At 47.1% G+C, this 24,396-nt stretch carries 21 protein-coding genes; 18 read left to right on the top strand and 3 right to left on the bottom strand.

What is annotated here, in order from left to right; genetic code table 11:
• The first annotated feature begins 25 nt into the window (after window positions 1-25).
• From HW560_RS32965 to HW560_RS32935, 7 genes are all read left to right on the top strand, one after another.
• On the top strand, window positions 26-1,264 hold the full coding sequence (locus tag HW560_RS32965; RefSeq protein ID WP_179265657.1) for a sensor histidine kinase: 1,239 nt from the start codon (window positions 26-28) through the stop codon (window positions 1,262-1,264).
• Window positions 1,264-1,950 carry a response regulator transcription factor gene (locus HW560_RS32960; protein WP_090893841.1) on the top strand — a complete coding sequence of 229 codons (687 nt, stop codon included), beginning with the start codon at window positions 1,264-1,266 and terminating at the stop codon, window positions 1,948-1,950. The genes HW560_RS32965 and HW560_RS32960 overlap by 1 nt, the downstream gene beginning before the upstream one ends.
• 209 nt (window positions 1,951-2,159) lie before the next feature.
• Window positions 2,160-3,971: an ABC transporter substrate-binding protein gene (locus tag HW560_RS32955; RefSeq protein WP_179265656.1), complete on the top strand. Its 1,812-nt coding sequence runs from the start codon at window positions 2,160-2,162 to the stop codon at window positions 3,969-3,971.
• 89 nt (window positions 3,972-4,060) lie between these two features.
• Window positions 4,061-5,071, top strand: coding sequence for an ABC transporter permease (locus HW560_RS32950; RefSeq protein WP_079349874.1), 1,011 nt, complete (start codon window positions 4,061-4,063; stop codon window positions 5,069-5,071).
• A 1-nt stretch (window position 5,072) separates the two neighbouring features.
• Window positions 5,073-5,909 carry an ABC transporter permease gene (locus tag HW560_RS32945; protein ID WP_090893845.1) on the top strand — a complete coding sequence of 279 codons (837 nt, stop codon included), beginning with the start codon at window positions 5,073-5,075 and terminating at the stop codon, window positions 5,907-5,909.
• Window positions 5,910-5,913: 4 nt separating this feature from the next.
• Window positions 5,914-7,050, top strand: a complete 1,137-nt coding sequence (locus HW560_RS32940; RefSeq protein WP_179265655.1) for an ABC transporter ATP-binding protein — start codon at window positions 5,914-5,916, stop codon at window positions 7,048-7,050.
• Window positions 7,051-7,110: 60 nt separating this feature from the next.
• A complete protein-coding gene (locus tag HW560_RS32935; RefSeq protein WP_062320810.1) occupies window positions 7,111-7,911 on the top strand; it encodes an ABC transporter ATP-binding protein in 801 nt (266 codons plus the stop codon).
• 279 nt (window positions 7,912-8,190) lie between these two features.
• Here the strand turns inward: HW560_RS32935 and HW560_RS32930 are convergent, their stop codons facing one another.
• Window positions 8,191-8,463, bottom strand: a complete 273-nt coding sequence (locus tag HW560_RS32930; protein ID WP_053783990.1) for an HU family DNA-binding protein — start codon at window positions 8,461-8,463, stop codon at window positions 8,191-8,193.
• Between the two features lie 75 nt (window positions 8,464-8,538).
• Window positions 8,539-8,739, bottom strand: coding sequence for a cold-shock protein (locus HW560_RS32925; protein ID WP_062320808.1), 201 nt, complete (start codon window positions 8,737-8,739; stop codon window positions 8,539-8,541).
• A 170-nt stretch (window positions 8,740-8,909) separates the two neighbouring features.
• On the opposite strand from HW560_RS32925, the gene HW560_RS32920 reads away from it, so the two are divergent.
• Window positions 8,910-9,836 (top strand): tyrosine-type recombinase/integrase, encoded by a 927-nt coding sequence (locus HW560_RS32920; protein WP_179265654.1) that lies wholly within the window; start codon window positions 8,910-8,912, stop codon window positions 9,834-9,836.
• Window positions 9,837-9,911: 75 nt separating this feature from the next.
• On the opposite strand, the gene HW560_RS32915 is transcribed toward HW560_RS32920, so the two are convergent.
• Window positions 9,912-10,430 carry a hypothetical protein gene (locus HW560_RS32915; RefSeq protein ID WP_179265653.1) on the bottom strand — a complete coding sequence of 173 codons (519 nt, stop codon included), beginning with the start codon at window positions 10,428-10,430 and terminating at the stop codon, window positions 9,912-9,914.
• Between the two features lie 218 nt (window positions 10,431-10,648).
• Between HW560_RS32915 and HW560_RS32910 the strand changes: the two genes are divergently transcribed.
• The 10 genes from HW560_RS32910 (at window position 10,649) to lpxA (ending at window position 24,339) form a co-directional block, all read left to right on the top strand.
• Window positions 10,649-12,268: a response regulator gene (locus HW560_RS32910; RefSeq protein ID WP_179265652.1), complete on the top strand. Its 1,620-nt coding sequence runs from the start codon at window positions 10,649-10,651 to the stop codon at window positions 12,266-12,268.
• Entirely contained in the window at window positions 12,265-14,082 is a 1,818-nt protein-coding gene (locus HW560_RS32905; protein ID WP_090893855.1) for a cache domain-containing sensor histidine kinase, read from the top strand. Before HW560_RS32910 ends, HW560_RS32905 begins: the two co-directional genes overlap by 4 nt.
• Window positions 14,069-15,295: a substrate-binding domain-containing protein gene (locus HW560_RS32900; protein ID WP_257031554.1), complete on the top strand. Its 1,227-nt coding sequence runs from the start codon at window positions 14,069-14,071 to the stop codon at window positions 15,293-15,295. The genes HW560_RS32905 and HW560_RS32900 overlap by 14 nt, the downstream gene beginning before the upstream one ends.
• A gap of 121 nt (window positions 15,296-15,416) precedes the next feature.
• Window positions 15,417-16,478, top strand: coding sequence for a galactose ABC transporter substrate-binding protein (locus HW560_RS32895; protein ID WP_062320799.1), 1,062 nt, complete (start codon window positions 15,417-15,419; stop codon window positions 16,476-16,478).
• A 73-nt stretch (window positions 16,479-16,551) separates the two neighbouring features.
• Window positions 16,552-18,057, top strand: coding sequence for a sugar ABC transporter ATP-binding protein (locus HW560_RS32890; protein WP_090893857.1), 1,506 nt, complete (start codon window positions 16,552-16,554; stop codon window positions 18,055-18,057).
• Window positions 18,058-18,071: 14 nt separating this feature from the next.
• Window positions 18,072-19,091, top strand: coding sequence for a galactose/methyl galactoside ABC transporter permease MglC (mglC, locus tag HW560_RS32885; protein WP_179265651.1), 1,020 nt, complete (start codon window positions 18,072-18,074; stop codon window positions 19,089-19,091).
• 660 nt (window positions 19,092-19,751) lie between these two features.
• Window positions 19,752-21,323: an ATP-binding protein gene (locus tag HW560_RS32880; RefSeq protein ID WP_257031553.1), complete on the top strand. Its 1,572-nt coding sequence runs from the start codon at window positions 19,752-19,754 to the stop codon at window positions 21,321-21,323.
• Between the two features lie 366 nt (window positions 21,324-21,689).
• Window positions 21,690-22,520 (top strand): UDP-3-O-acyl-N-acetylglucosamine deacetylase, encoded by an 831-nt coding sequence (gene lpxC / locus HW560_RS32875; protein WP_090893861.1) that lies wholly within the window; start codon window positions 21,690-21,692, stop codon window positions 22,518-22,520.
• Window positions 22,521-22,540: 20 nt separating this feature from the next.
• Window positions 22,541-23,566, top strand: a complete 1,026-nt coding sequence (gene lpxD / locus HW560_RS32870) for a UDP-3-O-(3-hydroxymyristoyl)glucosamine N-acyltransferase (RefSeq protein WP_179265650.1) — start codon at window positions 22,541-22,543, stop codon at window positions 23,564-23,566.
• Window positions 23,563-24,339: an acyl-ACP--UDP-N-acetylglucosamine O-acyltransferase gene (lpxA, locus tag HW560_RS32865; protein ID WP_179265649.1), complete on the top strand. Its 777-nt coding sequence runs from the start codon at window positions 23,563-23,565 to the stop codon at window positions 24,337-24,339. The genes lpxD and lpxA overlap by 4 nt, the downstream gene beginning before the upstream one ends.
• Window positions 24,340-24,396: the final 57 nt, after the last annotated feature.

Here is a 24,396-nt window from a genome sequence, read left to right as displayed (position 1 = left end):
AACTTTAGGATTAGAAAGGAAAGCTATGCAGAACGATTCGAAATGGATGCAGATTCAAAAGGTGGTACTGGATCATATAGCAGATATTATTTTAACGGTGCTGCTGCTTTACAGTCTGATCGAGCCCTTCAAAGAATTGGCGTGGGTCGAGTTGAGTGTAGGACTGATCGTAAGGCTGCCCTACCTTATGTTGGTTTGGGTTCCGCAGTCACTTCGAAATGAGCGGATGCGAACGTTAGGGATATTGGCGATTTGGATGGTGACGCTGCTCTATGCCCAGTTCTTCCAGGCCGAGTATCGTATCTTTGAATTAACCTTTTATCTCATCGGATATACTGCGCTGAAATTGCCCATCCATCGTTCTTCGTTGCTTGGCATCATTATCATCATCGGGAATGCGGCGCTGCTCTATGTGGATCAATACGAACCCAATCAGATTCTGGTGTATTCGATGGCTCACGCTGGAACCTATATTCTATGCTGGGCTGCGAGAATCAGACGGGAAAGCAGACAGGACAGCAAACGACATTATGAGGAATTGCAGAAGATGCACGCTGAACTGACACATGCCCATCGGGAGCTTCAGGATACACATCAGGAGTTGGAGCAGGCTACCGTGCGATTGATGCAGTATGCCGTACTTGAAGAACGAAGCCGGATCTCGATGGATTTGCACGACAGTGTTGGCAACCGATTGACCTCCATTATTGTTCAGCTTCAGGCATTGCCGTATATGATGAAGATGGACGCAGCAGAAGCGGACAAAGCGATGGGGACGGTGCTTGAAGTAGTCAGACAATGTCTCCAGGAGGTTCGGACCGTTGCTCATCAGATGGGCAGCAATGAAGCAGGCCTCGGGCTGGTCGCCTTGACGAGTCTGGTGAATGAGATACGGGAGATGGCAGGTTTTACGATCAAACTCACTCCCCAAGAGCAGACGAGTCATTGGACGCCAGAAACGTCCGAATTATTGTATCGTGTACTTCAGGAGGCGTTAACGAATATTATTCGTCATGCCCAGGCTTCGCAAGTGAAGGTGAACATCCTGGAGAAGGAGCAGCAGCTGCATATGATTGTGGAGGATAACGGAATGTATCGCAAAGAAAATCCGATCTCTCCCGGTTTCGGACTATCAAGTATGAGAGCAAGATGCGAAAGGGCAGGCGGTTCCTTATCGATTGATGCAGTCGATCCACATGGAATGAGGTTAACCCTTACCATTCCTCAAGATGTGAAGGAGATTATGGGAGGTGATGAACAGTAATGGAGCAGGACATACAGGAAATACGTGTACTCCTCGTAGATGACCAGCATCTGGTCCGGCATGGTTTACGTTTTATTATTAATGCACAGCAGGATATGGAAGTGGTAGGCGAAGCGGGCGGGGGACATGAAGCAGTCCGTCTGGCAGCAGAGGTTCGTCCACATGTCGTATTGATGGATGTGCAGATGGAAGCAGGAGACGGACTGAAAGCGACAGCGGAGCTAATGAAGATACTGCCTGACTGCAAAGTGGTGATCCTGACCACATTCGATCATGAGGATTATGTGTACAAAGGAATACGTGCCGGAGCTGTCGGTTACCTGCTTAAGGATGCGGCGCCGAACGAACTCGTTGATGCGGTTCGTGCTGCATACCGGGGGGAGGCGATCTACCGCACGGCTGTGGCAGCCAAGGTGATCGGTCTCGCCATTCGTTCAACCCCGAGTCATTCGGATTCGGTGAAGGAAACAGTAGCATATGAAGCATTGCCGGAACCGTTTACCGGACGGGAATTGGAGGTTTTGCAGCAGATGGCCTATGGATTACGGAATGAGGAGATTGCTCGCAAGCTTTTTATCGGAGAGAGTACAGTCAAGACGCATGTGCATCGTATTTTGCAAAAAATTCAGGTGGAAGACCGCACACAGGCGGTCGTCTTTGCCATTCGTAATGGATTCGTCAAGTAAACCGTTCTTGATCTAATGGGGAGTAATAATCAATCATAATTCAGCAAATAACCAGCTGCTTCTTGCGGAGTTGGTTATTTCGTGTGTCCGTATAAATAATGTCTCAAAATTGAGAAAAGAGATGGAATGTTTGGTGTGAGATAAGTCATAGAATAACTTTAAGTAAGCGCTTCCAATAACATCAATATGAATTCACGGAGGGGTTCAGAATGCGATTTAAAAGAGCTGCCACACCGCTCGTCGCTCTGTTCATGTCGGTCACATTGTTTGCCGGTTGCCAAAGTGTTCAGCCACCATCTGTAAGTGAACCACAAGGGACGGTGGATACACCCACCACGACAACCCAGAACGAACCTGCACCACAGACCAACAAGGAAACACCACGTAATGAGACCTTGTATATCAACGGGCTGCAATGGGGGCCACCAACCAACTTCAATCTGTTGAGCGGAAATCCCGCATTTCCAGTGAATTACGGCAACTCCAGGGAACTGGTGTACGAGACGTTGTTCATGGTGAACCAGCTGGACGGCGGTCTTGAACCGCTCTTGGGCAAGTCGTATGAATGGACAGATGAAACCACTCTGCGTATCGAGCTGAATGCGGATGCGAAGTGGAGCGACGGAACGGCTTTTACGGCAGATGATGTTGTATATACCTATGAACTGGGCAAAAAATACGATATCAACTGGAGCAGCTTCTGGACCTACATCAGTGAAGTGAAAGCGGATGGAGAGCAAGCTGTGGAAATTAAGCTGAACCCCGATAACCCTAACAAGCTGACCGTACTGGACAGCATTGAACTGATCCCGATGCTGCCGAAGCATATCTGGGAAGAGATCGAGAAGAAGAACAATAATGATCTGACCGCGATTCGCAAAGAGGTTAATGATAATCCGGTGGGAACCGGAGCCTATAAGCTTCACTTTTACAACGACCAGAAAATTACGATTGTCCGTGACGACAACTACTGGGGACAGAAATTGTTCGGCAAGCTGCCTGCACCGAAGTACATCACTCACGTGATCTACAAGGATAATGCCGCAGGTGATCTGGCGTTCAAAAGTGGGCAAGTGGACGTCTCCCAGCAGTTTATCCCTCAAGTGTGGAAGATGTGGGAAGGCGGGGCTGCTGTCAAAACGTATCTGAAGGATGCACCGTATTATCTACCCGGTTCCATGCCAAGCATTTTCTTCAATCTGTCCAAAGCCGGACTGGATAATGCTGACGTTCGCCGTGCAATAGCCATGAGCATTAACTATGACAAAATCTCGGAGCTGGCCATGAGCGGATATTCCGCACCAATGCAGCCTTCTCTGACCTTGAACTCAGACGCCGAGTCCAAATATATTGACCAGGATGCCATCAAGTCGTTGCAATGGACGATGGATATTGAAGGAGCCAATGCGCTGCTCGACAAGATTGGAGCGACGAAAGGCAAAGACGGCATCCGTGTTCTTAACGGCACACGCCTTGGACCTTTCGAGGTTGAATGTCCTTACGGCTGGTCTGACTGGAACGCTGCCCTGGAGATCGTAGCGCAGAGCGCCAAGGCCATAGGAATTGAAATTCGCACCAAATTCCCGGAATCCCCGGTATGGACCAATGATCTGCAAACCGGCAAATTCGACATCATCATGAACACACCTGCAGGCGGGGTCAGCCCAAGCCAGCCATGGAACCGTGCGATGACGATCATGTACTCCAAAGGGGTTGCCCCAATGGGTGAGATGGCATTCTGGAACTGGGGACGTTACCAGAATGACCGCGCAGACGCCATTATTGAAGAGATTCCATCTGTGTCTGACGAGGCGAAGCTGAAGTCACTGTATACCGAACTGAATACCATCTGGCTGAAAGATATCCCTTCCATTCCGCTGATGTACAGACCATGGGTATTTGACACCGTGAACGAATCAGTCTGGAAAGGTTTCCCGACCGAAGGAGATGGCACCAACATTCCGCCGCAAATCTCGATGGACGGTGCAGGTATTAAGGCATTGTATCAGATTCACAATTAAGGAACTCATATTGAATCAGGACGCGATGAAGTGAACCGTCACTTCAGACATAAGGCCCTTATCCGCTAAACTCGGGGGTGCTAAATCCTATGAATGCCTATTCCAGATATGTCGCCAAAAAAGTATTCTGGTACGGCCTGACCCTGGTCATCGCCATCGGACTGAATTTTATTTTGCCAAGACTGATAGAAGGTAACCCGGTGAGCATGATTGCTTCCAAAATGACGTCAGGGATGACCGACTCGGATTCCATCAAGCGGGTGTATGAGACATTTACGGTGGAATTCGGCATTGATCAGCCGCTATGGACCCAATTCGGCATTTATTTAAAAAATCTGTTCACAGGTAATCTGGGCACGTCCTTTGGACTGTATCCGAAACCTGTGACGGACATTCTGGCCTCCGCCGTCCCTTGGACGGTGGGGCTTCAACTTCCGGCCATCCTGGTCGGCTGGCTGATTGGCAATTTGCTCGGTGCGATTGCAGCGTACCGGAAGGGTGTTTTTGATAAAGTGCTGTTTCCGGTAGCGTTATTTATCAATTCCATTCCTTTTTTTACTCTGGCAATTATTATGCTGTATGTCTTTGCGTTATCACTGAAATGGTTCCCTTTATCAGGGGGATATGACTTCCAGATGGTGCCGCAGCTGAGCTTCGACTTCATCATGTCGGTGGTTCGCCATCATACCTTGCCGTTCCTCTCCATCGTGCTTGTGACCATTGGTGGTCAGGCCATTGGCATGCGGGAGATGTCCATCTATGAGCTGAATTCAGACTATGTGTTATACAGCAAACTGCTGGGTATTCGCGACGGCCGAATCGCGCGTTATGTGTTCCGTAACGCCATGCTGCCGCAAATTACGGGACTTGCGCTCTCCATCGGTACGATGGTCGGCGGATCACTTATCTGTGAGATTGTCTTCAGTTATCCGGGCATCGGCACATGGTTGTTCACGGCCATAAGGCAGCTGGATTACCCACTAATCTCGGGGTGTACGCTGCTGATTGCCATTGCTGTATTGCTTGCGAACTTTACCATTGATGTCATCTACGGCTTCATAGACCCGCGCATCAAGGCCGCTCAAATGGAGGAACAGTGATATGAAGCATTCGATCTCTATTTTGCTGAAGTCACCCAAATTCATGATCGGTGCGGTGACTTTTGTCGGCATGCTGCTCTTGGTTACGATCTATCCGCTCATCAATCGCAGTGATCCGCTCGAGATGATTGCGATGGCGTTCCAGCCACCTGGTGATGGCCTGCTGCTAGGATCGGACAATTTTGGACGGGACATTTTCCTTGAATTGATGTATGGCATCCAGACATCCATACGTGTGGGGCTGATTGCAGGTGTGTTTGCGACCGTTATTGGTCTGGTTATGGGTCTGGTGTCTGGATATATCGGGGGAATGCTGGATAACTTTCTGACGGCAATTACCAATATTTTTATCGTTATTCCTTCATTCATTATTCTGATCTTGATCTCCGTCAGCATTGATTCACGCAGTTCCCTGGTGACGGCGATCATTATCGGGATAACCAGCTGGCCCTGGACGGCCCGGGCTGTGCGAGCCCAGACGACATCTCTGCGCAGCCGGGATCATGTGCACATTGCGAAAATTTCGGGACACAGTACGCCGCGTATCATTATCCATGAGATTTTGCCGTATATCGCGTCTTATGTGGTGATGGCTTTTGTGCTCCAGACGGCATCGGGCATTCTGTCCGAAGCTTCCATCTCCATGCTGGGCCTGGGGCCGTATAATACGATCTCGCTCGGCATTCTGATGAACTGGGCACTTGTGTTTGAAGCGCCAGTAGCAGGGGCGTGGTGGGCTTTCATTCCTGCGGCGCTGGCGATTGCGGTCATTACCTTCTCGCTTTATCTGATGAATACGGGCATGGACGAAATTTTCAATCCGAAAATAAGGAGCTAAGACCATGAACCAACCTATACTTCAGGTCAGCGGTCTCAAAACCTATTACCGTACCCGGCTCAAGGAGAACGTCTTTGCCGTCGACGGGGTGGAGTTCGGACTGAAAGAGGGGCAGACGCTGGGCATTGCAGGTGAATCGGGCTGTGGCAAATCGACGCTGGCGCTCAGCCTGATGGGCTTTTATTTCCCGCCGCTTCATTATGGCAGTGGTTCGATCCGCATTAATGGTACCGATATTATGCAGCTGAACAAAGAGCAGCTTCGTTCGCGCGTTCTGGGCAAGGAAATTGCTTATATTCCGCAGGCCGCTATGAATGCACTGAACCCAACGCTGCGTATAATCAGGTTTATTGAAGATATTATGAAGGAGCATCGTCCGGAGATGAAACGGTCGGATGTGCGGAAGATGGCTACGGAGCGCTTCCAATCACTGAACCTGTCGCCGGATGTACTGGATATGTATCCAAATGAATTGTCCGGCGGCATGAAGCAGCGAACGGTTATCGCCATCTCAACGATTCTGAATCCTAACGTGCTTATTGCGGATGAACCTACTTCGGCTCTGGACGTAACTTCTCAGAAGGCAGTTATTCGTCTGTTGAAGGATTTGTTGAAACGCAAGGTAATCAAATCACTGGTGTTCATCACGCATGAGCTGCCTCTGCTGTACCATGTCACGGATGAAATTATGGTGATGTATGCCGGAGAGATTGTGGAACGAGGCACGGCAGAGCAGATGATTTTTAATCCGCTGCATCCGTACACTCGCAAGCTGATGGGTTCCATCATTGTGCCGGAAGAGGGCATGAAGGAGCACAAACTAGCTGCCATTCCTGGTGCACCACCAAATCTGAAGAATGTGCCGGAAGGATGCCGCTTCGCAGAGCGATGTACACTGGTGACCGACGAGTGCCGCCAGGGGAAAATTGAGAACATTCATGTCGATGGGCGCATATATCGCTGTCTCCTGACACCCGAGATGCTGGAGCAGATCAGGGAGCAGGAGCAGGACGGTCACGTAGAGCAGGAGGCTGTGAACGAAGAGTCCCAGGAGAGTGAACAAAACCAGGAGGAAAGCGGCCTAAATAAAGAAGATGTCCGAGATGTTCGAGCTGACACAGACGATATCGCAGACCAATGAAATGATTCTTTCCGGGCGTAACGGGTTCGGATCAAGGCTCCCCGAAAGGAGTGAGATAGTATGGCGATGGGAAAGGTGCTGATCAGCGGCCGCCATCTGACCAAGGTGTACGGTACAGGCAATCGCAAAAAGGCAGCGGTGGACGATGTGAGCTTTGATTTTCATGAAGGGGAGATTATCTCCATTGTGGGAGAGAGCGGCAGCGGCAAGACGACACTCGCGAAAATGATCATGGGTTTGCTCAAGGAAACGGGTGGAGCGATCGAATACGATGGTAAGCCCAGACAACTGAAGCGGTATCGTGAGCGTAAAGCCTATTGGAAGGATATCCAGGCCATTTTCCAGGACCCGTTCTCTTCGTTCAACGTATTTCACCGGGTGGAAAAGCTGCTGGTGGACTGTATCAAACTTCAGGGGCTGAAGCTGAATAAGGACGAGGAATATGCCAAAATGAAGGAAGCTTGTTCCTTCGTCAACCTGAAGTTCGAGGAGTTATACAACAAATATCCGTTTGAACTGTCCGGTGGACAGATGCAACGGCTCATGATTGCCCGCATTTTCATGCTGCATCCTAAGGTGTTGATCGCCGATGAACCAACGTCCATGGTGGACGCGTGCTCGCGCTCAACGATTCTGGATATGCTGCTCAAGCTGCGTGACGAGAACCGCATGACCATTGTGTTTATTACGCACGACGTGGGTCTGGCGTATTATGTGAGCGACACGATTTGCATTATGGAGCATGGACGAATGGTGGAGGCGGGGAGAGCGGAGGAAGTTATTCACCATGCAGAGCATCCTTATACTAAACAATTAATCAATGACGTACCCAAAATTCATTCTCCCTGGGTGCTCGATTGACACAAATACACAAATCAAGCCCTGGACCGTTTTGAGCGGAACAGGGCTTCTTATTGTCCAAGATGAAAGGTTCGTTTTAGCGAGTGGGTGGTTGTGGCGTCTGTGCAGACTCTGTTGATGGGGGTGTTGAATGGGTGTGATCTTCCGCGTTACTCTGGTTGGTCTGCTTCCCGGAATAAAAGTTAATGATATCATCAACCGTAGAAAATACGAAATTTACATCAAAATGTTCGTTGTGTGTTTGAATAAAAACCTCTTTTCCGATCCTGTTGTTGCTGTTTAGTTTAAAGCTTCTTTCATGGTTAATCCTGCTGTGAATACGGGAACTTTACCTGCTGGAAGTTGAATTTCCTTACCAGTTCTCCGGCTTTTACCCATACGTGCTTCGCGATTACGTACTTCGAATTTGCCGAATCCGACCAGTTGAACCTCTTTGCCTTCTTTTAAAGCTTCCAAAATCGAATCCAGTACAACCGTTACGGCCTTTTCAGCGTTCTTTTTGGAGAATCCGCCGTTTTTGGCTACTTCTGTGATCAATTGTTCTTTATCCATTTGTCATACCTCCGCTTTTCGTTTTTGGATGAAATAAAACAAAAAGCTGCCTTGTGCAAGGCAGCTTTAATATGATTAAACTTTAGTAACGTTCTCAGCCTGTGGACCACGGTTACCTTGAGTTACTTCGAATTGGACGCGTTGTCCTTCATCCAATGTTTTGAAACCGTCGCCTTGAATTGCACTGAAATGAACGAATACGTCTGTTCCTTCTTCAGTTTCGATAAAGCCAAATCCTTTGTCCGCGTTAAACCATTTCACTGTACCTGTTTGCATGTAGTTCCTCCAAAAAATAAGTTTTTAAACGACCATTTTGAAAAGGCTAATTTAAAAATCAACGCTAATCAGGTATATTCAAACCCACAGACTTGATGTCCGCTAATGTATCGATTAATATGATAATACCATGTCCGCTAATATAAGTCAAGATTTGGAGGTTTTTTCTAATGGATAAGAGTTCTGGTACTTCGATACAAGGGGAAATGGTTGTTCAGGAATTCATACATATGCTTACGATTGAGGGAGAATTGACTCCCAAAACCTTGAAGGAATACGCGAGTGATTTGAAGCATTTTATCGAATGGTATAAGGCGAACGATTCTCGGAGTGAAGAAGTTTCTTTTCGAATCGAAGACGTGCATACCTCGACTTTGGTCCGTTACCGTGAAGATTCACAACAGGTGATGCAGCTGAAGCCATCTACCATTAATCGCAGACTGATTACATTGAAGCGTTTTTTCAAGTGGGCTGCATCGGAATCCAAAATCAACAGTGACCCTTCCAAACCTTTGAAATTCATTCCGGAAGACAAGGTCAGCCCCCGCCGAATGACCACCGAGGAAGAACGATCATTCCTATCTGCGGTCGAAAATGGCAACTCACTTCGGGATCAGACCATCCTAACGCTCATGTTTCATACCGGTATGCGAACGATGGAGATATGCAATCTCGCTCCCGATGATATTGAATTGGGCAAAAGAAGCGGGCAACTTACCGTGCGGGCCGATAAACGAAACGGTCAACGGAAAATTCCGCTGAACATGACATGTATTTCTTTGTTGAAGATGTACATGGAGGGTCTCGCGCCAGATAGTCCTTACCTGTTTCCTTCCGAGAAAACCAGTGATCGCTTAACAGAGAGGGCGCTGCGCCATTTGATCAAAAGGGTGATGACTACAGCCGGTCTGGAAGGGCTAAGTTCCCATGATCTGCGTCATCGGTTCGGATACGCCATGGCCGAGCATACACCACTGCATCGCTTGGCAGAAATGATGGGGCATATCAATCCGGATACCACGATGATTTATGTGAAGGGGTTAAATGCCAACCTATCTTTATCAGCAGAAGAGGATGGAGAAACGGAAACGCATTAAATTACATGCAGAACTCTTTATGAGGATTACGAACGGATATAAGATCAATGAGGATCAATGATGCCCTGACCCACTTCAAGTGGATGAGGGCTGTTTGGTTATCCAAGAATGACTTACATCCCATTCAGGCTTGTTGCTTGCATTGATTTGCGATTCTAATGTAATAATGGCGTAGGTTCCATCATGCTTTTCCCAAAAAAGTATTGCCTTTGTATGATCAGGATGTAAAAGCAAGGCAGGCATGATATCCCCGGTTTCCAGCATGGTTCTTCGTTTGTTACCATAATAGGCAGCGATGAATGAAGAGTGATCTTTATCGGGAAGGGTGTTTAATGAATCCTCCAAGCTGTAAAACAGTTTCCATTCAGTTATATTCTCCTCACTATTCTCATTCAGCGTGTTACGTATCGCCTCTATTCCTCTGATCCATGATTTTGTTAACTTCTCCTGAAGTTCTTGAGGTTGGTTCTCCCAGCGTGAAGACTCGGTGGATGCTTCAGATCGATCGGTTCGAATCATCTCTGTAATTGAACCACTGCAAATTAATATTGCGGCGATGCCGGTCGTTAAAATTCCGGATTTCAAGTAATTCATCAGTTAATAGACTCCTATCCTATTTCATAATTAACCCCTTTCAATAATTTACCATATATTACGTTTGTGAGCGCCTATTATATCAATCTTATCATCTTAAAAGTAAGCGATTACATAATTAAATTTATATTGTATATTATGATGGCAACCTTGAATCATATCGACATATACATTATTGCTTGGGCTTATGGCCCCTTAAATAAAAGGAGGAATCTGACGTGTACCGGGTATTGCTGGTGGATGATGAAGAGGATGTACGCGAAGGGTTGGTTGTAGAGGTAGATTGGGAAGCACTCGATCTGCGCATAGTGGGTCTGGCGGAGAATGGACGTGAAGCACTGGAGATGGCCGAACGAGTGGAGCCGGATATTGTGGTAACGGATATCAGCATGCCATTTATGGATGGACTTGAACTTGCTCGAAGGTTGCGGGAACGCAATCCGCTTGTGAAAGTGGTGATATTGACCGGATACGATGAATTCGACTACGCCCGGCAAGCGGTCTCGCTGAGTGTGGATGAATATTTACTGAAGCCTTTCTCGGCGGGACATCTGACAGAACTGCTTACAAGATTGCGTGCGCAAATGGCGGCGGATGTGGCCGAACGAGAGGATGTACAGCAGCTGCGCGACCATTATTATACAAGCCTGCCCTTGTTACAGGCGGACCTGATGGCAACTTTGCTGCATCGGCAGAAATCACCGGAATATATCCATGGCAAAGCAAAGCAATGCGGACTGGATCTGCATGGTGAACGCTATGGTGTATCCGTATTGACTCTGCATATGGATGGAGAACAATCCGCGGATGCGGAGCTAAAGCAGTTCGCTGCGCTGAACATTGCCGCAGAGGTATGGACGGAACATGGGGCCGGACATGCTTTTATGCATCAGGAGACGATTGTGCTGCTCTATGTAGATCAGTGGGGTGGAGAAGATGGAGAGAAACGACAGCAGCAAGCGCTGGAAAATGTAATGCGCAGCATCAATCACTATCTGCGTATCCCTGCTACTGTTGGATCGGGCTCGATCGTGAACACATTGGCAGGTGTAAAGCATGCCTATGAGGATGCACTACTGGCTCTGGATTATCGGCTTGTACCGGGGACTGATTCGCTTATCTATATTGCAGATGTGGAGCGGCAGACGGCGGGCAAACTGCGTTTTGACGAGTTGAAGCAGCAAACGCTGACACGTTGTCTGAAAGCGGGCACGCAGGCGGAGCTGGAGGATGCACTGGAGATCATTTTCCGGGAAATTACGGTGGAGCATGGGCGAAGTGACATTCAACTGTATCTGATTGAAGTTTTAACAAACGTTTGGAAGGCAGCTCAGGCATCGGGCGAGGCCATGGAGGATATATTTGGAGCAGGGTTCCAGTTGTATGCCGATTTGTTCCGTTTGCCTGGGTTGTCTGAGGCACAAGGTAAGGTGCGTGAGGTTTGTCTGCTCGTACAACATCGCATTGCCAGCGGAAGGCAGCATGTATACAAGGATATTGTGGAACAGGCATTGTCGTTTACCAAAGAACACTTCGCCGATCCGGATCTGTCCATTCAGAAAGTATGCGGGCATCTGCATATCAGCTCGGGTTATTTTTGTGGCATTTTCAAAAAAGAAGTACAGCTTACCTTCCTGCAATATCTGATGCAGATCCGGATGGAGGCGGCGAAGGAATTACTTCGATCCACAGAGATGAAGTCGTTTGAGATTGCAGGGCAGGTAGGCTTCGCGGAACCGAATTATTTCAGTTTTTGCTTCAAAAAACATATCGGCGTCTCGCCCAAAGAATATCGCAAACAGACTGCTCTAACAGCTAGTGAAGGCACAAGTCGATGAGAACGTTTGCCGGATGGATAAGATCCCTTTGGCTCAAGCTGCGGTCCAGGCTGCGTTCATCAAGAGTCAGCAGTATCCGCTTTATTATTACGTGGTCCTTCTCTGTCTTCATTGTATTGGTGCTGACCATCATGGCGATGCTGCTTCATGACAAATTCACGCAGGCCGCGGAACGAAGTGCGGAGCTGACGACGAGACAGATCGTGGATCAGGTCAGTTACAATCTGGAGGATTATGTCCGCAGCATGTCGCATCTGTATCGAGCCATTGAAGAACATATGCTGCGGGACGGCACGTGGGAAGGAGATCAGGTAGACAAACAGCTCGACACGCTGCTTAGCAGCCGCGAAGATATCATCTCTATTACTTTGCTGGATTCAACTGGGCATTTGCTCAAGAACCGACCTTCAGCCGAATTAAAGCCGAGTGCCCATGTGACACAGCAAGGGTGGTTTCAATCTGCGCTCCGAGTGCCGGATCATCTTAGTTTCTCGCTGCCTCATATTCAGAACATGTACACAGGCCCATACAAATGGGTCGTTTCCATGAGTAAAGGCATTACCGTACGCCAAAATGGTCAGGATCGGCAGGTCATTCTGCTGGTGGATATCAACTTCAAACAAATGGACGAACTGAGCCGCCGGGTCAGTCTGGGACAGCGGGGATACGTCTACATTATCGACGAAAGTGCAGGCAATATTGTCTACCATCCGCAGCAGCAATTAATGTACATGGGGCTCAAAAGCGAAAATATCGAACAGGCACTGGTTGCAACCGGCAGTTATGAAGATGAGGCGGACGGGCAGAAAAGGTTGAATACGGTCAAGTCTGTCGCCAATATCGGATGGAAAATCGTTGGTGTGGCCTATCTGGATGAGATTATGACAACTCGTCAGGAGGTCAATGGATATCTGATTCGGGTGCTGCTGGTTGTGCTGGTACTGGTTATCCTCGTCTCGCTGTTCCTCTCTTCCAGTCTGACACGTCCGATCCGGCGGATGGAGCGAAAGATGAAGGCTGTGGAGCGAGGGGATTTTAACGTGGAGCTACCCATCGAAGGGCCGCTGGAAGTGGAACGTTTATCCCGTCGTTTTAACCTGATGGTCTATAAAATCCGTACTTTAATGAGTGAAATCATTCATGAACAGGAACAGAAGCGTCGGCTCGAACTGGAGGCTTTGCAGGCTCAGATCAATCCGCATTTCCTGTACAACACGTTGAATTCGGTCGTGCGCATGGTGGGCATGAGTCGGAATGAGGAAGTCATTACGATGATCACTTCGTTATCCCGATTGTTTCGCATCAGTCTCAGTCAGGGCAAAACGATTATTACGGTCAGGGAAGAACTGGAGCACGCACACCATTACCTGACGATTCAACAGATGCGGTTCAAGCGCAAATTCAATTTTAGCATGACTGCGGATGAGGATACGCTGGACTGCCTGACACTTAAGCTGGTGCTTCAGCCACTCATTGAAAATGCGATCGTGCATGGCATTGAATATCATATGGACGAGGGATGTATTGAGATTCGTGTATACCGGGAGGACGACAAGCTGGTATTTCGGATTACGGATAATGGGGTCGGCATGACAGAAGAGCAGATGTCAAAACTTCTAATGGGCAGTCCTATCGTGAAAAGTGGTGCAGGATCAGGTGTTGCTGTACGCAATGTACATGATCGGATTCAGCTTTATTATGGCGAAGCTTACGGTCTTGAATTCGAGAGTGAGCTGGAAGAAGGCACAACCGTCTGGATTCGGATTCCGATCCAATCGGAACGAGAGGAGGACGATGCTCATGATGAACAATAAAGGGAACAGCATGTTCACCAAGCGAACCAACAGGTCGAATAAGATCCATAGAAATAGAACGGAATGGATTGCGCATCATCTGGTTATGAAAATGAAAATCTGCACTCACGTGGAATTCATACGGCCGAGAATCCTTACTCTTCGTTATACGGGCATGATAGCAGCGATTTGCTGCCTGTTGTTATGTATGGCGTGTGGTATGTCCACTGATCCGGCGGGATCGCCGCCGCGTATTGCACTGATTACGCCAGCGGGAACCGGAGAACTCGCAGAAGCGATACGTCTTGGGGCCGAAGCGGCTGCGAAAGAAGCGGGAGCGGAGCTCATTACGGTGGAGGCTTTTCCCTCAGAGGGGTTAACTTACGCGCCATCTATTCCCGACTTCACAGCAGGACAGGGAAAGGTCAAGCAAGAGCACTTGCAAGATGGGACTTATCCACTAAGCGAGCGTGAACAAGCCCAGGTGGATGCAGTATCCCTGGCACTGGAACAGGGAGCATCGGCCCTGTTAATCGATCCTTTGAGTGAGAAGGCACTCAGCGACATCATCCAGAAAGCACAGACTCAAAATGCCAACGGAGTGGTTATCCCCGTGATTTTGTTGAATGATGAATTTCCTGTAAAAGGCATAACAAGTGTTATCTCGATGGATAACGTTGAGGCTGGACGGGAGGCGGGTCAGGCCATGGCTGTGCTTCTGGGAGGACGAGGACGTATAGCCCTGCTTGGTCCTGATCCTGTAAATCCTGTTCTGATTAACCGGGAGCTAGGGGTAGAGGAATCACTGGCTCAATACCCGGACATTCATGTGGAGGCCCAATCCGTATGCAGCACCCGGGATGCTTGCTGGCAGGTGGCGAAGCAGCTGCTTGACCAGCAGCAGGTGGACGGATTGATTGCACTTCAGGAATCTGCTTCTCTGGGCGCAGCGGATGAACTGAACCGACGTACGTCAGAGAACAATGGGAACAAGGTGAAGATTGTGGGTTTTGGCAGTGAACAGCAGCAGTTAGAGCAGTTACAGGAAGGCAGAATTCAGCATTTGATCGTGCAAAACGGATTCAGTGCAGGTTATCTTGGTGTGAATCAGGCTGTTGCACGGTTGAACAATCAACAGGTGCAAGCGAGGGTGACGCTTGAAACGAAATTGGTCAGTACGGACAATATGTTCTGGATGGATAATCAGAAGCTGTTGTTCCCTTTTGTACAATGAAGGTTCAATTGAGGAAGATTTCGATAAAACAGAGGAAGATCTTGTATTCGAATTTATTGTAAACCCTTTCATAATAAAGACATCGGTAAAGCCGAATGAACTTGGGGGAGGTCATTAGGATATGAAGAAAACGTGGATGACATTGTTGCTTACAGCGTGTATGGTTGCGGCGGCGGGGTGCAGCAGTGGTGGAGACAGCGCAGGCGGCAGCACAGGAACAGATACAGGAGGTCAGGCGGCGGCAGGAACGGAAACGCCGAAGATTGGCGTGGCGATCTATAAATTCGATGACACGTTCATGACGGGTGTGCGGAATGCAATGACCGCAGCAGCAGAAGGCAAAGCCACACTCGATATCGTGGATAGCCAGAACGCACAGCCGACCCAGAATGAGAAAGTCGATCTGTTTGTATCCAAGAAATACAACGCAATGGCCGTGAATCCGGTTGACCGGACCGCAGCAGGTGTCATCATCGATAAAGCCAAGGCCGCAAGCATTCCGGTCGTCTTCCTGAACCGTGAGCCGGTTGCCGAAGACATGAACAAGTGGGATAAAGTGTATTACGTTGGAGCCAAGGCGGAAGAGTCCGGCACGATCTCCGGTCAGCTCATTGTGGACTACTGGAAGGCCCACCCGGAAGCAGATAAAAATGGGGACGGCAAACTGCAATACGTCATGCTGAAAGGCGAGCCGGGCCACCAGGATGCTGAGCTGCGGACCAAATATTCCGTTCAGGCCATCCAGGATGCCGGAATTGAAGTGGAAGCGCTTGCGGAAGACACGGCGATGTGGGATCGGGTCAAAGGCCAGGAGAAAATGCAGGCGTTCCTTGCCTCCCATGGAGACAAGATTGAAGCGGTACTGGCTAACAATGATGACATGGCACTCGGAGCCATTGAAGCGTTGAAAGCAGCCGGATACTTCAAAGACGGCAAAACGATGCCTGTTGTCGGCGTGGATGCAACTGCTCCAGCTATTCAGGCCCTTCAGGACGGCACGATGTTGGGCACGGTGTTGAATGATGCCAAGAACCAGGGCGCAGCAACGGTTGCACTGGCTTCCGTACTCGCGAAGGGTGAGACGCCAACGAAGGAAAACACCGGTTATGACATTACGGATGGAAAATACGTCTGGATTGCCTACAAAAAAATTACGAAAGACAACATTGCCGACGCCCAATAACAGCAGCAAACAGGGACGTCCGTCATGAGATGGCGTCCTTTTTTGCCGGGTTTAAGGAAGGGGAGGATGAAAGATGGAATCACCTTACCTGCTGGAGATGGACGGAATATCCAAAGCATTTCCGGGTGTGCAGGCACTAAGTCAGGTCACATTGAAGGTAAAGCCGGGTACGGTTCATGCGCTGATGGGAGAGAACGGAGCTGGCAAATCCACGCTAATGAAATGCCTATTCGGTATGTACCGCCCGGATGAAGGGACGATTCGGATGGACGGCAATGAGGTGGACATTCCGAGTTCGAAAGCGGCGCTTCAGCATGGCATATCGATGATTCATCAGGAGCTGAACCCGGTGCCACACCGTCCGGTGATGGAAAACATCTGGCTGGGGCGCTTTCCGATGAGGGGGCTGCTGGTGGATGAGAAACGAATGTATGCCGATACACTGGCTCTGTTCAAGGACTTGAATCTGGACATTGATCCGAAGGCTCAGGCGGGAACGTTATCCGTTTCCAAAATACAGTCGATGGAAATCGCCAAAGCGGTCTCTTTTCAATCCAAAGTCATCGTGATGGATGAGCCAACGTCCTCGCTAACGGGCAAGGAAGTGGACCAGCTCTTCGCCATTATTAATCAACTTCGCAGTCGCGGGGTGTCCATTATCTACATTTCGCACAAGATGGAGGAAATTCTGACGATCTCGGATGAGGTCACGATTATGCGGGATGGTTTTGTGGTCGGTACCTGGGATGCTGCCGATTTAACGACTGATCTGATCATTACCCGCATGGTTGGACGTGATTTGGATGAACGGTTCCCGGAACGCACGAACATACCTGGAGAAGTGATTTTGAAGGCAGAAGGCTTAACCTCCAGCCAGCCGAATTCGTTCCGGGATGTGACGTTTGAATTGAGGAAAGGCGAAGTGCTTGGCATTGGCGGCCTTGTTGGGGCACAGCGGACGGAATTGATCGAGTCATTGTTCGGTTTGCGCGGACTTGCTTCAGGGACGATCTCGATTCATGGGCGCAAGGTGAAGATCAAGTCACCTGCCGCAGCAAAGCGTCATAACATTGCCCTGCTGACCGAAGAGCGAAGAGTCACAGGAATTTTTCCAGTGTTGTCTGTATATGAAAATACGATTATCGCGAGTCTCGGACGTTACCGGAATCGGATCGGTCTGCTGGATGAGAAGAAAGGCCGAGATGAGGCGCGCGAGCAGACGCAGAAGTTTAGAACTAAAACGCCTTCAGTTAACACGCTGATTCGAAACCTTTCCGGTGGTAATCAACAGAAGGTACTTCTGGCCAGATGGTTGTTGACTGACCCTGAAATTCTACTGCTCGATGAACCGACACGCGGGATTGATGTGGGCGCCAAATTTGAAATCTACACCATTATTACGGAACTGGCTAGCCAGGGCAAAAGCATTATTATGATCAGCTCGGAGATGCCCGAACTGCTGGGCATGTCGGATCGAATTATGGTCATGAGCGAAGGACGGCTCACCGGAATCGTCGACGGTGCCGAGGCAACAGAGCAGGATATCATGAGGCTGGCCGCACAGCAGCGGATGGCTTAGTCAGGAGGGAATACATGAATACACAAGTTATCAATCAGGTGAAGCAGTATGTGGCGCAGCGCGCGATCTTTATTGTGCTGATCCTGCTCGTCATTGGCATTGCCATTGCCGATCCGCACTTTCTTGCTTTCTCTACACTTCGGGATATATTACAACAGTCCTCCACACGAGCCATCATTGCACTGGGTGCGGCGTTTATCCTGGTAACGGGCGGGGTCGATTTGTCGGCAGGCCGGGTCGTGGGTCTAACGGCTGTTGTATCCGCATCGATGCTGCAAATCGACGAATATGCTAATCGGTTCTTTCCCGATCTGCCACACTTATGGGTGGGATTGCCGATCGTCATCGGGATCATTGCTGGCCTGGCGGTTGGCCTCGTCAACGGCATCATTGTAGCCAAATTACATGTGCCACCCTTTATCGCCACACTGGGCACAATGGTTGCGGTATATGGTCTGAACTCGATTTATTTTGATACAGAGCCCAATCAGTCACAACCCATTGGTGGACTGAGACCCGATTTTACCGTTATTGGGTCTGGTTACATCGATCTTGGCGGCGGCTATTCCATTCCTTATATCGTATTGATTGCTATAGCGGTTGCGCTGATCTGCTGGGTCGTCTTCAACAAGACCCGCCTTGGCAAGAACATGTATGCCATCGGTGGCAACATTCAGGCTGCGCATGTGTCCGGCATTCATGTGGCACGCAACCTGGTTGCGTTGTATGCCATTGCAGGTGCACTGTATGGACTGGGCGGTGTGCTGGAAGCCGCGCGTACGGGCGGGGCAACGAACAATTACGGCAACATGTATGAGTTGGATGCTATAGCGGCCTGTGTCGTGGGGGGCGTCTCGACTGCGGGTGGGATTGGAACGGTGCCTGGTGTTATGGCAGGGGTGCTGATCTTTGGAGTCATCAACTATGGTCTGACCTTTATCGGTGTAAGTCCTTACTGGCAGCTGATTATTAAAGGGTTGATTATTGTGGCTGCGGTGGCATTTGATATCCGCAAGTATATGGCGAAAAAATAGAAGTGTAGTAATAAAGCAAAGAAGTCAGCACTCTCGAATAACAAGAGTGCTGGCTTCTTTATTTTATGAATTTACAAACCTGTCCACAATATCAACCACGGGACCAACGATGCAGAGGAGCAGCATAAACCCGGCTACGTTAAAAGCTACCCGTGTACCATAGTGCGACCGATACTTGCTAGCCATAATTACAGCAGGTATCCAGAAGATTGCCGTCGCCACAAAGGGAAGGTGGAGTCCCTGGTCACCGTTACTAAAAATCGGCAATTTCAGTAGCTCAAACAGATAATAACCAAACCTGAAATTCTCTGCTCCCCAACCATAATTAAAAGCAAATCCTAGAATAAGTATCAGCAGAGAAAGTGTCCTATGCCCAAAGGTTTTCTTTGTTGTATCATGCTTATCACTCCATAACCAAGGTAATATCCTAAATAAATCCATTAATGTAATGTAACACAGTACTGACCATTGTGATATGTAAGATCGTTTCGCAATATGCATTTTCCTATAAACCGTTTGTCCTATTTTAATTATAAATTTATACATTCATGTGAATTTGACGAGCCTCCACTAATCGACAACATTAGCTAAACATAATCGATATAATACATGTAATTGAGGTATTTGATGTGAGTAAAATGTCAAAGGGGGCGAGGCTTTTTGCTAAGTTACACGATGAAAATGCTTATTTTCCCGCTGGGATGTCTGCTTGTTATCCTGTCCTCTTATTTTCTAGGGCTTACTCCCCATCTCGCATTAATGATATGTGCTGGTGTGTTACTTGTAGCAAGTATATATGGGGAGAAACGTTATCCTGCATTGCGTAACATCCATTGGATTTTTCTCGGCATTTTCCATTATTTCAGTGAACTGAACTGGTGCGAATTGTTATATTATCTGCTGATCATGTCGATGATCCAAAATAAACAACGTGTTGCGCAGACTTTACCCATATCGATGCTGCTATTGCTGGAATATACAGTGATTCGGCTTTCCTATGTACCGATGGATACATATGCCTTGCTGGTATCCCTGTTTGACATGTTAACGGCGATTGTCATTATATTTTTTTATCATACACTGATTAACAGCGAGGCAGAGAAGCGCAGGCTTCGGGAGAAAAATCACTTTCTCACCCTCCATGACCCGCTCACCGGGTTGCTGAATTACGAAGGTTACATAGATGCTCTTAATAAAACGGTGGAGGAGCACAGATCCTTTCTACTGATTATCCTGAATATTCAGAATTTTAACGGGTTTGACAAAGAGGTCGAAGACAACTGGTGCAGCGTAATCGGAAATACAGGCGAAATTATTACGACACAGTTTTCGGATGCATACGGTATATCCCGCTATGCAGGAGATCGCTATGCCGTCATTTTGCCTGTTATACAAGACATTGAAGAACGCATGTCGTCACTGCTGTCAGGGGAGTTGCGGGGATTGCAGGTGAACTACAGTATTTCCTTATATCCGGGAATGTCTGAGACGTTGCAGCACTTTATTACGGTGGCGGAGGACAGGTTATTCCAACAGCAACGCAATAAATGGTTGAAAAACGAAGAGGAGGTCTTCCGTTCCGAAAGACTCCGAGCCGTTGGTGAACTGGCGGCTGGCATGGCTCACGAAATTCGTAACCCGCTGACTGCCATTCGCGGATTCCTGCAGCTCTCACGCGGACAGGCATTCAATATTGCACCATGGTATGAAGTCATCATGGGGGAGATCACGCGGGTAACAGAGCTAACGGCTGAGTTTTTACAATTTTCCAAACCACACACAAATCACATGAAACCTGAACGAGTGGGGCAATGTCTCGAACGTGTCATGTCGTTAACCGAGTCAGATGCAGCATCACGAGGCCACCGAATTACACTTGAAATGACTGGGGAGCCAGTCGTTGTTAACATGGATCGGGACAAAATTGTACAAGTTCTAATCAACCTGATCCGTAATGCTTTTGAAGCGATGGAAGACCCTGGTGAAGTGCATATTGATCTGTTACATGATGGAGATAGAGCACTTATTTCGATTACCGACACGGGCAGCGGCATTCCAGAGAACTCTCTGGCAACGATCTTTAATCCGTTCTATACGACCAAGGAAGAAGGTACAGGACTTGGACTGGCACTCTGTCAGAAAATTGCTCAGGATCATCATGGCAAAATTACTGTTCATAGTGAAATGGGGATTGGCTCTACATTTACCCTTCATTTACCTATGGGGGCATAATTCCAACTAACAAAAACGCTGAACTGATCCCGTCAAGTAGACAGTTAAGAAAATAAAAAATGGCTCGTTTAGAAACCTTAGCTCGGATAACGTGCTAAGGTTTCTTGTTATGCTGCTCTTCGGTGACGCTTTTTTTCAGCGTACTTGCGGATCATTTTATTCTCAGCTACATATCCGTGTGAATTTGCCGAGCCTCCAAATATCGACAACATCAGCTAATCATAATCGATATAATACATGTAAATAGGATTCGGATGAAGAATTATGTCAAAGGAGGCGAGGCTGTTTGCTGAGTTACACGATAAACAGGGTGGGCTGTTGCATTATTTCAGTAAAATAATATTCAATTAAAATGGAGGAGATGCAATGTACCAAAAAACGATTCGTAATCGTTTTACATTAGACGGCATTGCTATACATAGTGGGAATTTGTCAAATATAACTCTGCATTCTGCACAACCAAACACAGGTATTATTTTTAGAAGAGTGGATGTAGATCCATATGAAATTATTGAAGCTAAAATCGGTAATGTATCCAATACGGAACGCTGCACACAGCTTAAAAACATGCATGGATACACCGTATCTATGGTTGAACATACACTGTCTGCTGTTCGTGGGATGGGCATCGATAACGTGATTATTGATGTTAATGGTGAAGAATTACCTATTTTTGATGGCAGCTCTACCGATATTGCAGTCAAGATTTCAGAAGTTGGCTATCTGCAGCAAGAAGTCAAAAAAACGTACCTTCATTTACAACAAAAAATTAGAGTTGAGCACGGTGATTCTTTTCTTGAAGCTCGTCCCTCCTCTATGACCTCCTATTGCGTGTCTTTTAAAAATGAACATAAAATTGCCTACCTCTCGGATCAAACATCCAATTTTAATTTTATAGAAAACAATTACTTAACTGATATTGCGCCAGCTAGGACATTTTGTTTTGAAGAAGAAATAATGTACTTAAAAAGCAAAGGTTTAATACAAGGTGCTTCTTTAGAGCATGGCATAGTTATTGGTGAAAAGAAAATTTATCCCAATTTACGTTTTCATGATGAATTGTCTCGTCACAAGCTGCTGGATCTTATTGGCGATTTAGCTTTGAATCCTCCTTTTCATGCAAGAATCATAGGATCAGGAACGTCTCATTATTTGAACACTCTTTTTGCTCGAGAATTATTAAATAATCTAATCTAAATACATAAGGAGGCCATATCATGCCATGTAATTTGAATGAAATTTCTGAACAGTTAAATGGGATTCTAATAGGTGATGGCAATGTCGTGATAACAGGCGTAGGTTCAATACATGCTGCTAAAGAGGGAGATATTGCTTTTGTTACGGATAAAAATCTAAATAAATTAGATCAATGTAAGGCTTCGGCTTTCATTGTGCCAGAAACGACAATAATAGAATTTAAAGTACCTGTTATTAAGGTGAAAAATCCCCGACTTGATTTTATTCGCCTAATTGAAATGTTTAGCGAGAAAACCAAAAGCAGTGGTGTATTATCATCAGAAGCAATTGATCCTTCGGTAACGTTAGGCTGTAATGTGCAGATCGACGAATTTGCGGTAATCAAAGAAGATGTATCTATTGGGGATCATACTATTATTTCCGCGCATTCATTTATTGGTAAGAATGTGACCATTGGAACGAATTGCTTGATCCACCCTAATGTCACTGTTCTACATGATACTTTCATCGGAGATAATGTCATCATTCACTCAGGCGCAGTAATTGGCGCTGACGGCTTTGGTTTTGAATGGGATGGTCAAAAACAAGTTAAAATCCCACATATCGGAAATGTCGTTATTTTTGATGATGTTGAAATTGGAGCAAACACCACTATTGATCGCGGAACGATTTATTCAACAAGTATTGGTAAAGGAACTAAAATGGACAACCTTATTCAAATTGGCCATAATGTTCAAATTGGTGAGCACTGCATTATCGCAGGTACAAGTGCAATTGGGGGCTCATCAAAAATTGGTAATCGCGTCATATTGGCTGGTGGAAGTGCGGTAATTAATAATATCACCATTGGAGACGGCTGCGTAGTTTTAGCTAAAACCATGGTTACTAAAAACATGCCCGAGAACTCAATGGTGTCAGGATATACAGCTCGTTCACATAAGAGACAACTACGAGAATCCGCTGCACTTTCCAGACTCCCCCAAACGATAAAAAAACTAAATGAAAAACTTGATGAACTTTCCAAAACAAAGGAAGGTGCTAAATGATACATCAGTCAGCCATTATTCATCCTACAGCAGTAATTGGGGACAATGTCGAAGTGGGACCTTTCAGTATCATTGAAGAAAATTCTAAAATAGGTAGCGGGTGTAGGATTGGAAGTCACGTTATTATAGGGACTAACACGATATTGGGGGAGAATAACTACATTTCACATGGTGCCATTATCGGTTCAGATCCACAAGATAAAAGTTACCAGGGCGAAGAATCGTATCTCATTATTGGAGATAATAATACCGTGAGAGAGTATGCCACCATATGTAAAGGCACATCAAAAGGAGATTGTTTCACGAGAGTAGGAAGTAACAACTTTATTATGAATTATGCTCATATCGCACATGATGTATTGATGGGAGATCACAACGTCATCGTTAATAATGTGCAAATTGGCGGACATGTTAACATTGAAGACCATATCACTTTTGGTTGTGGTTCTGGTGTACACCAATCATGTAACATCGGAAGGTTTGCAATGATTGGAGCGGGGAGTAAAGTTTCACAAGATATCGTTCCATATTCTTTAGCAGATGGTCCGCGTTCGTACATACATGGTATTAATATCGTTGGTCTAAGAAGAAATGGATTCTCAAATGAAGAAATAAGCACGATAAAAAAGATTAATACCATTTTATTTCGCCAAAAGCTAACTCTCGATCAATCTATTGAAGAAATAAAAAACCTACCTCCTTCTGAATTTAAAGAACACACATTAAATTTTCTAAATAAAACTACACGCGGAATTGTACGAATGAAGCGTTAAAATGGAAACGCCGCAAAGGTCCGGAATAAAACGGAACCTCATGCGGCGTTTTAGTTT

This window comes from Paenibacillus sp. E222, assembly GCF_013401555.1.
In the GTDB taxonomy this organism is placed as follows: Bacteria; Bacillota; Bacilli; order Paenibacillales; family Paenibacillaceae; genus Paenibacillus.
This window is presented reverse-complemented; position numbering and strand designations above follow the sequence as displayed.

What these genes read in the sequence shown, in the direction of transcription:
- HW560_RS32965 (WP_179265657.1), top strand. Translation starts at nt 26, where the DNA reads ATGCAGAACGATTCGAAATGGATGCAGATTCAAAAGGTGGTACTGGAT.
- HW560_RS32960 (WP_090893841.1), top strand. Translation starts at nt 1,264, where the DNA reads ATGGAGCAGGACATACAGGAAATACGTGTACTCCTCGTAGATGACCAG.
- HW560_RS32955 (WP_179265656.1), top strand. Translation starts at nt 2,160, where the DNA reads ATGCGATTTAAAAGAGCTGCCACACCGCTCGTCGCTCTGTTCATGTCG.
- HW560_RS32950 (WP_079349874.1), top strand. Translation starts at nt 4,061, where the DNA reads ATGAATGCCTATTCCAGATATGTCGCCAAAAAAGTATTCTGGTACGGC.
- HW560_RS32945 (WP_090893845.1), top strand. Translation starts at nt 5,073, where the DNA reads ATGAAGCATTCGATCTCTATTTTGCTGAAGTCACCCAAATTCATGATC.
- HW560_RS32940 (WP_179265655.1), top strand. Translation starts at nt 5,914, where the DNA reads ATGAACCAACCTATACTTCAGGTCAGCGGTCTCAAAACCTATTACCGT.
- HW560_RS32935 (WP_062320810.1), top strand. Translation starts at nt 7,111, where the DNA reads ATGGCGATGGGAAAGGTGCTGATCAGCGGCCGCCATCTGACCAAGGTG.
- HW560_RS32930 (WP_053783990.1), bottom strand. Translation starts at nt 8,463, where the DNA reads ATGGATAAAGAACAATTGATCACAGAAGTAGCCAAAAACGGCGGATTC.
- HW560_RS32925 (WP_062320808.1), bottom strand. Translation starts at nt 8,739, where the DNA reads ATGCAAACAGGTACAGTGAAATGGTTTAACGCGGACAAAGGATTTGGC.
- HW560_RS32920 (WP_179265654.1), top strand. Translation starts at nt 8,910, where the DNA reads ATGGATAAGAGTTCTGGTACTTCGATACAAGGGGAAATGGTTGTTCAG.
- HW560_RS32915 (WP_179265653.1), bottom strand. Translation starts at nt 10,430, where the DNA reads ATGAATTACTTGAAATCCGGAATTTTAACGACCGGCATCGCCGCAATA.
- HW560_RS32905 (WP_090893855.1), top strand. Translation starts at nt 12,265, where the DNA reads ATGAGAACGTTTGCCGGATGGATAAGATCCCTTTGGCTCAAGCTGCGG.
- HW560_RS32900 (WP_257031554.1), top strand. Translation starts at nt 14,069, where the DNA reads ATGATGAACAATAAAGGGAACAGCATGTTCACCAAGCGAACCAACAGG.
- HW560_RS32895 (WP_062320799.1), top strand. Translation starts at nt 15,417, where the DNA reads ATGAAGAAAACGTGGATGACATTGTTGCTTACAGCGTGTATGGTTGCG.
- HW560_RS32890 (WP_090893857.1), top strand. Translation starts at nt 16,552, where the DNA reads ATGGAATCACCTTACCTGCTGGAGATGGACGGAATATCCAAAGCATTT.
- mglC (WP_179265651.1), top strand. Translation starts at nt 18,072, where the DNA reads ATGAATACACAAGTTATCAATCAGGTGAAGCAGTATGTGGCGCAGCGC.
- lpxC (WP_090893861.1), top strand. Translation starts at nt 21,690, where the DNA reads ATGTACCAAAAAACGATTCGTAATCGTTTTACATTAGACGGCATTGCT.
- lpxD (WP_179265650.1), top strand. Translation starts at nt 22,541, where the DNA reads ATGCCATGTAATTTGAATGAAATTTCTGAACAGTTAAATGGGATTCTA.
- lpxA (WP_179265649.1), top strand. Translation starts at nt 23,563, where the DNA reads ATGATACATCAGTCAGCCATTATTCATCCTACAGCAGTAATTGGGGAC.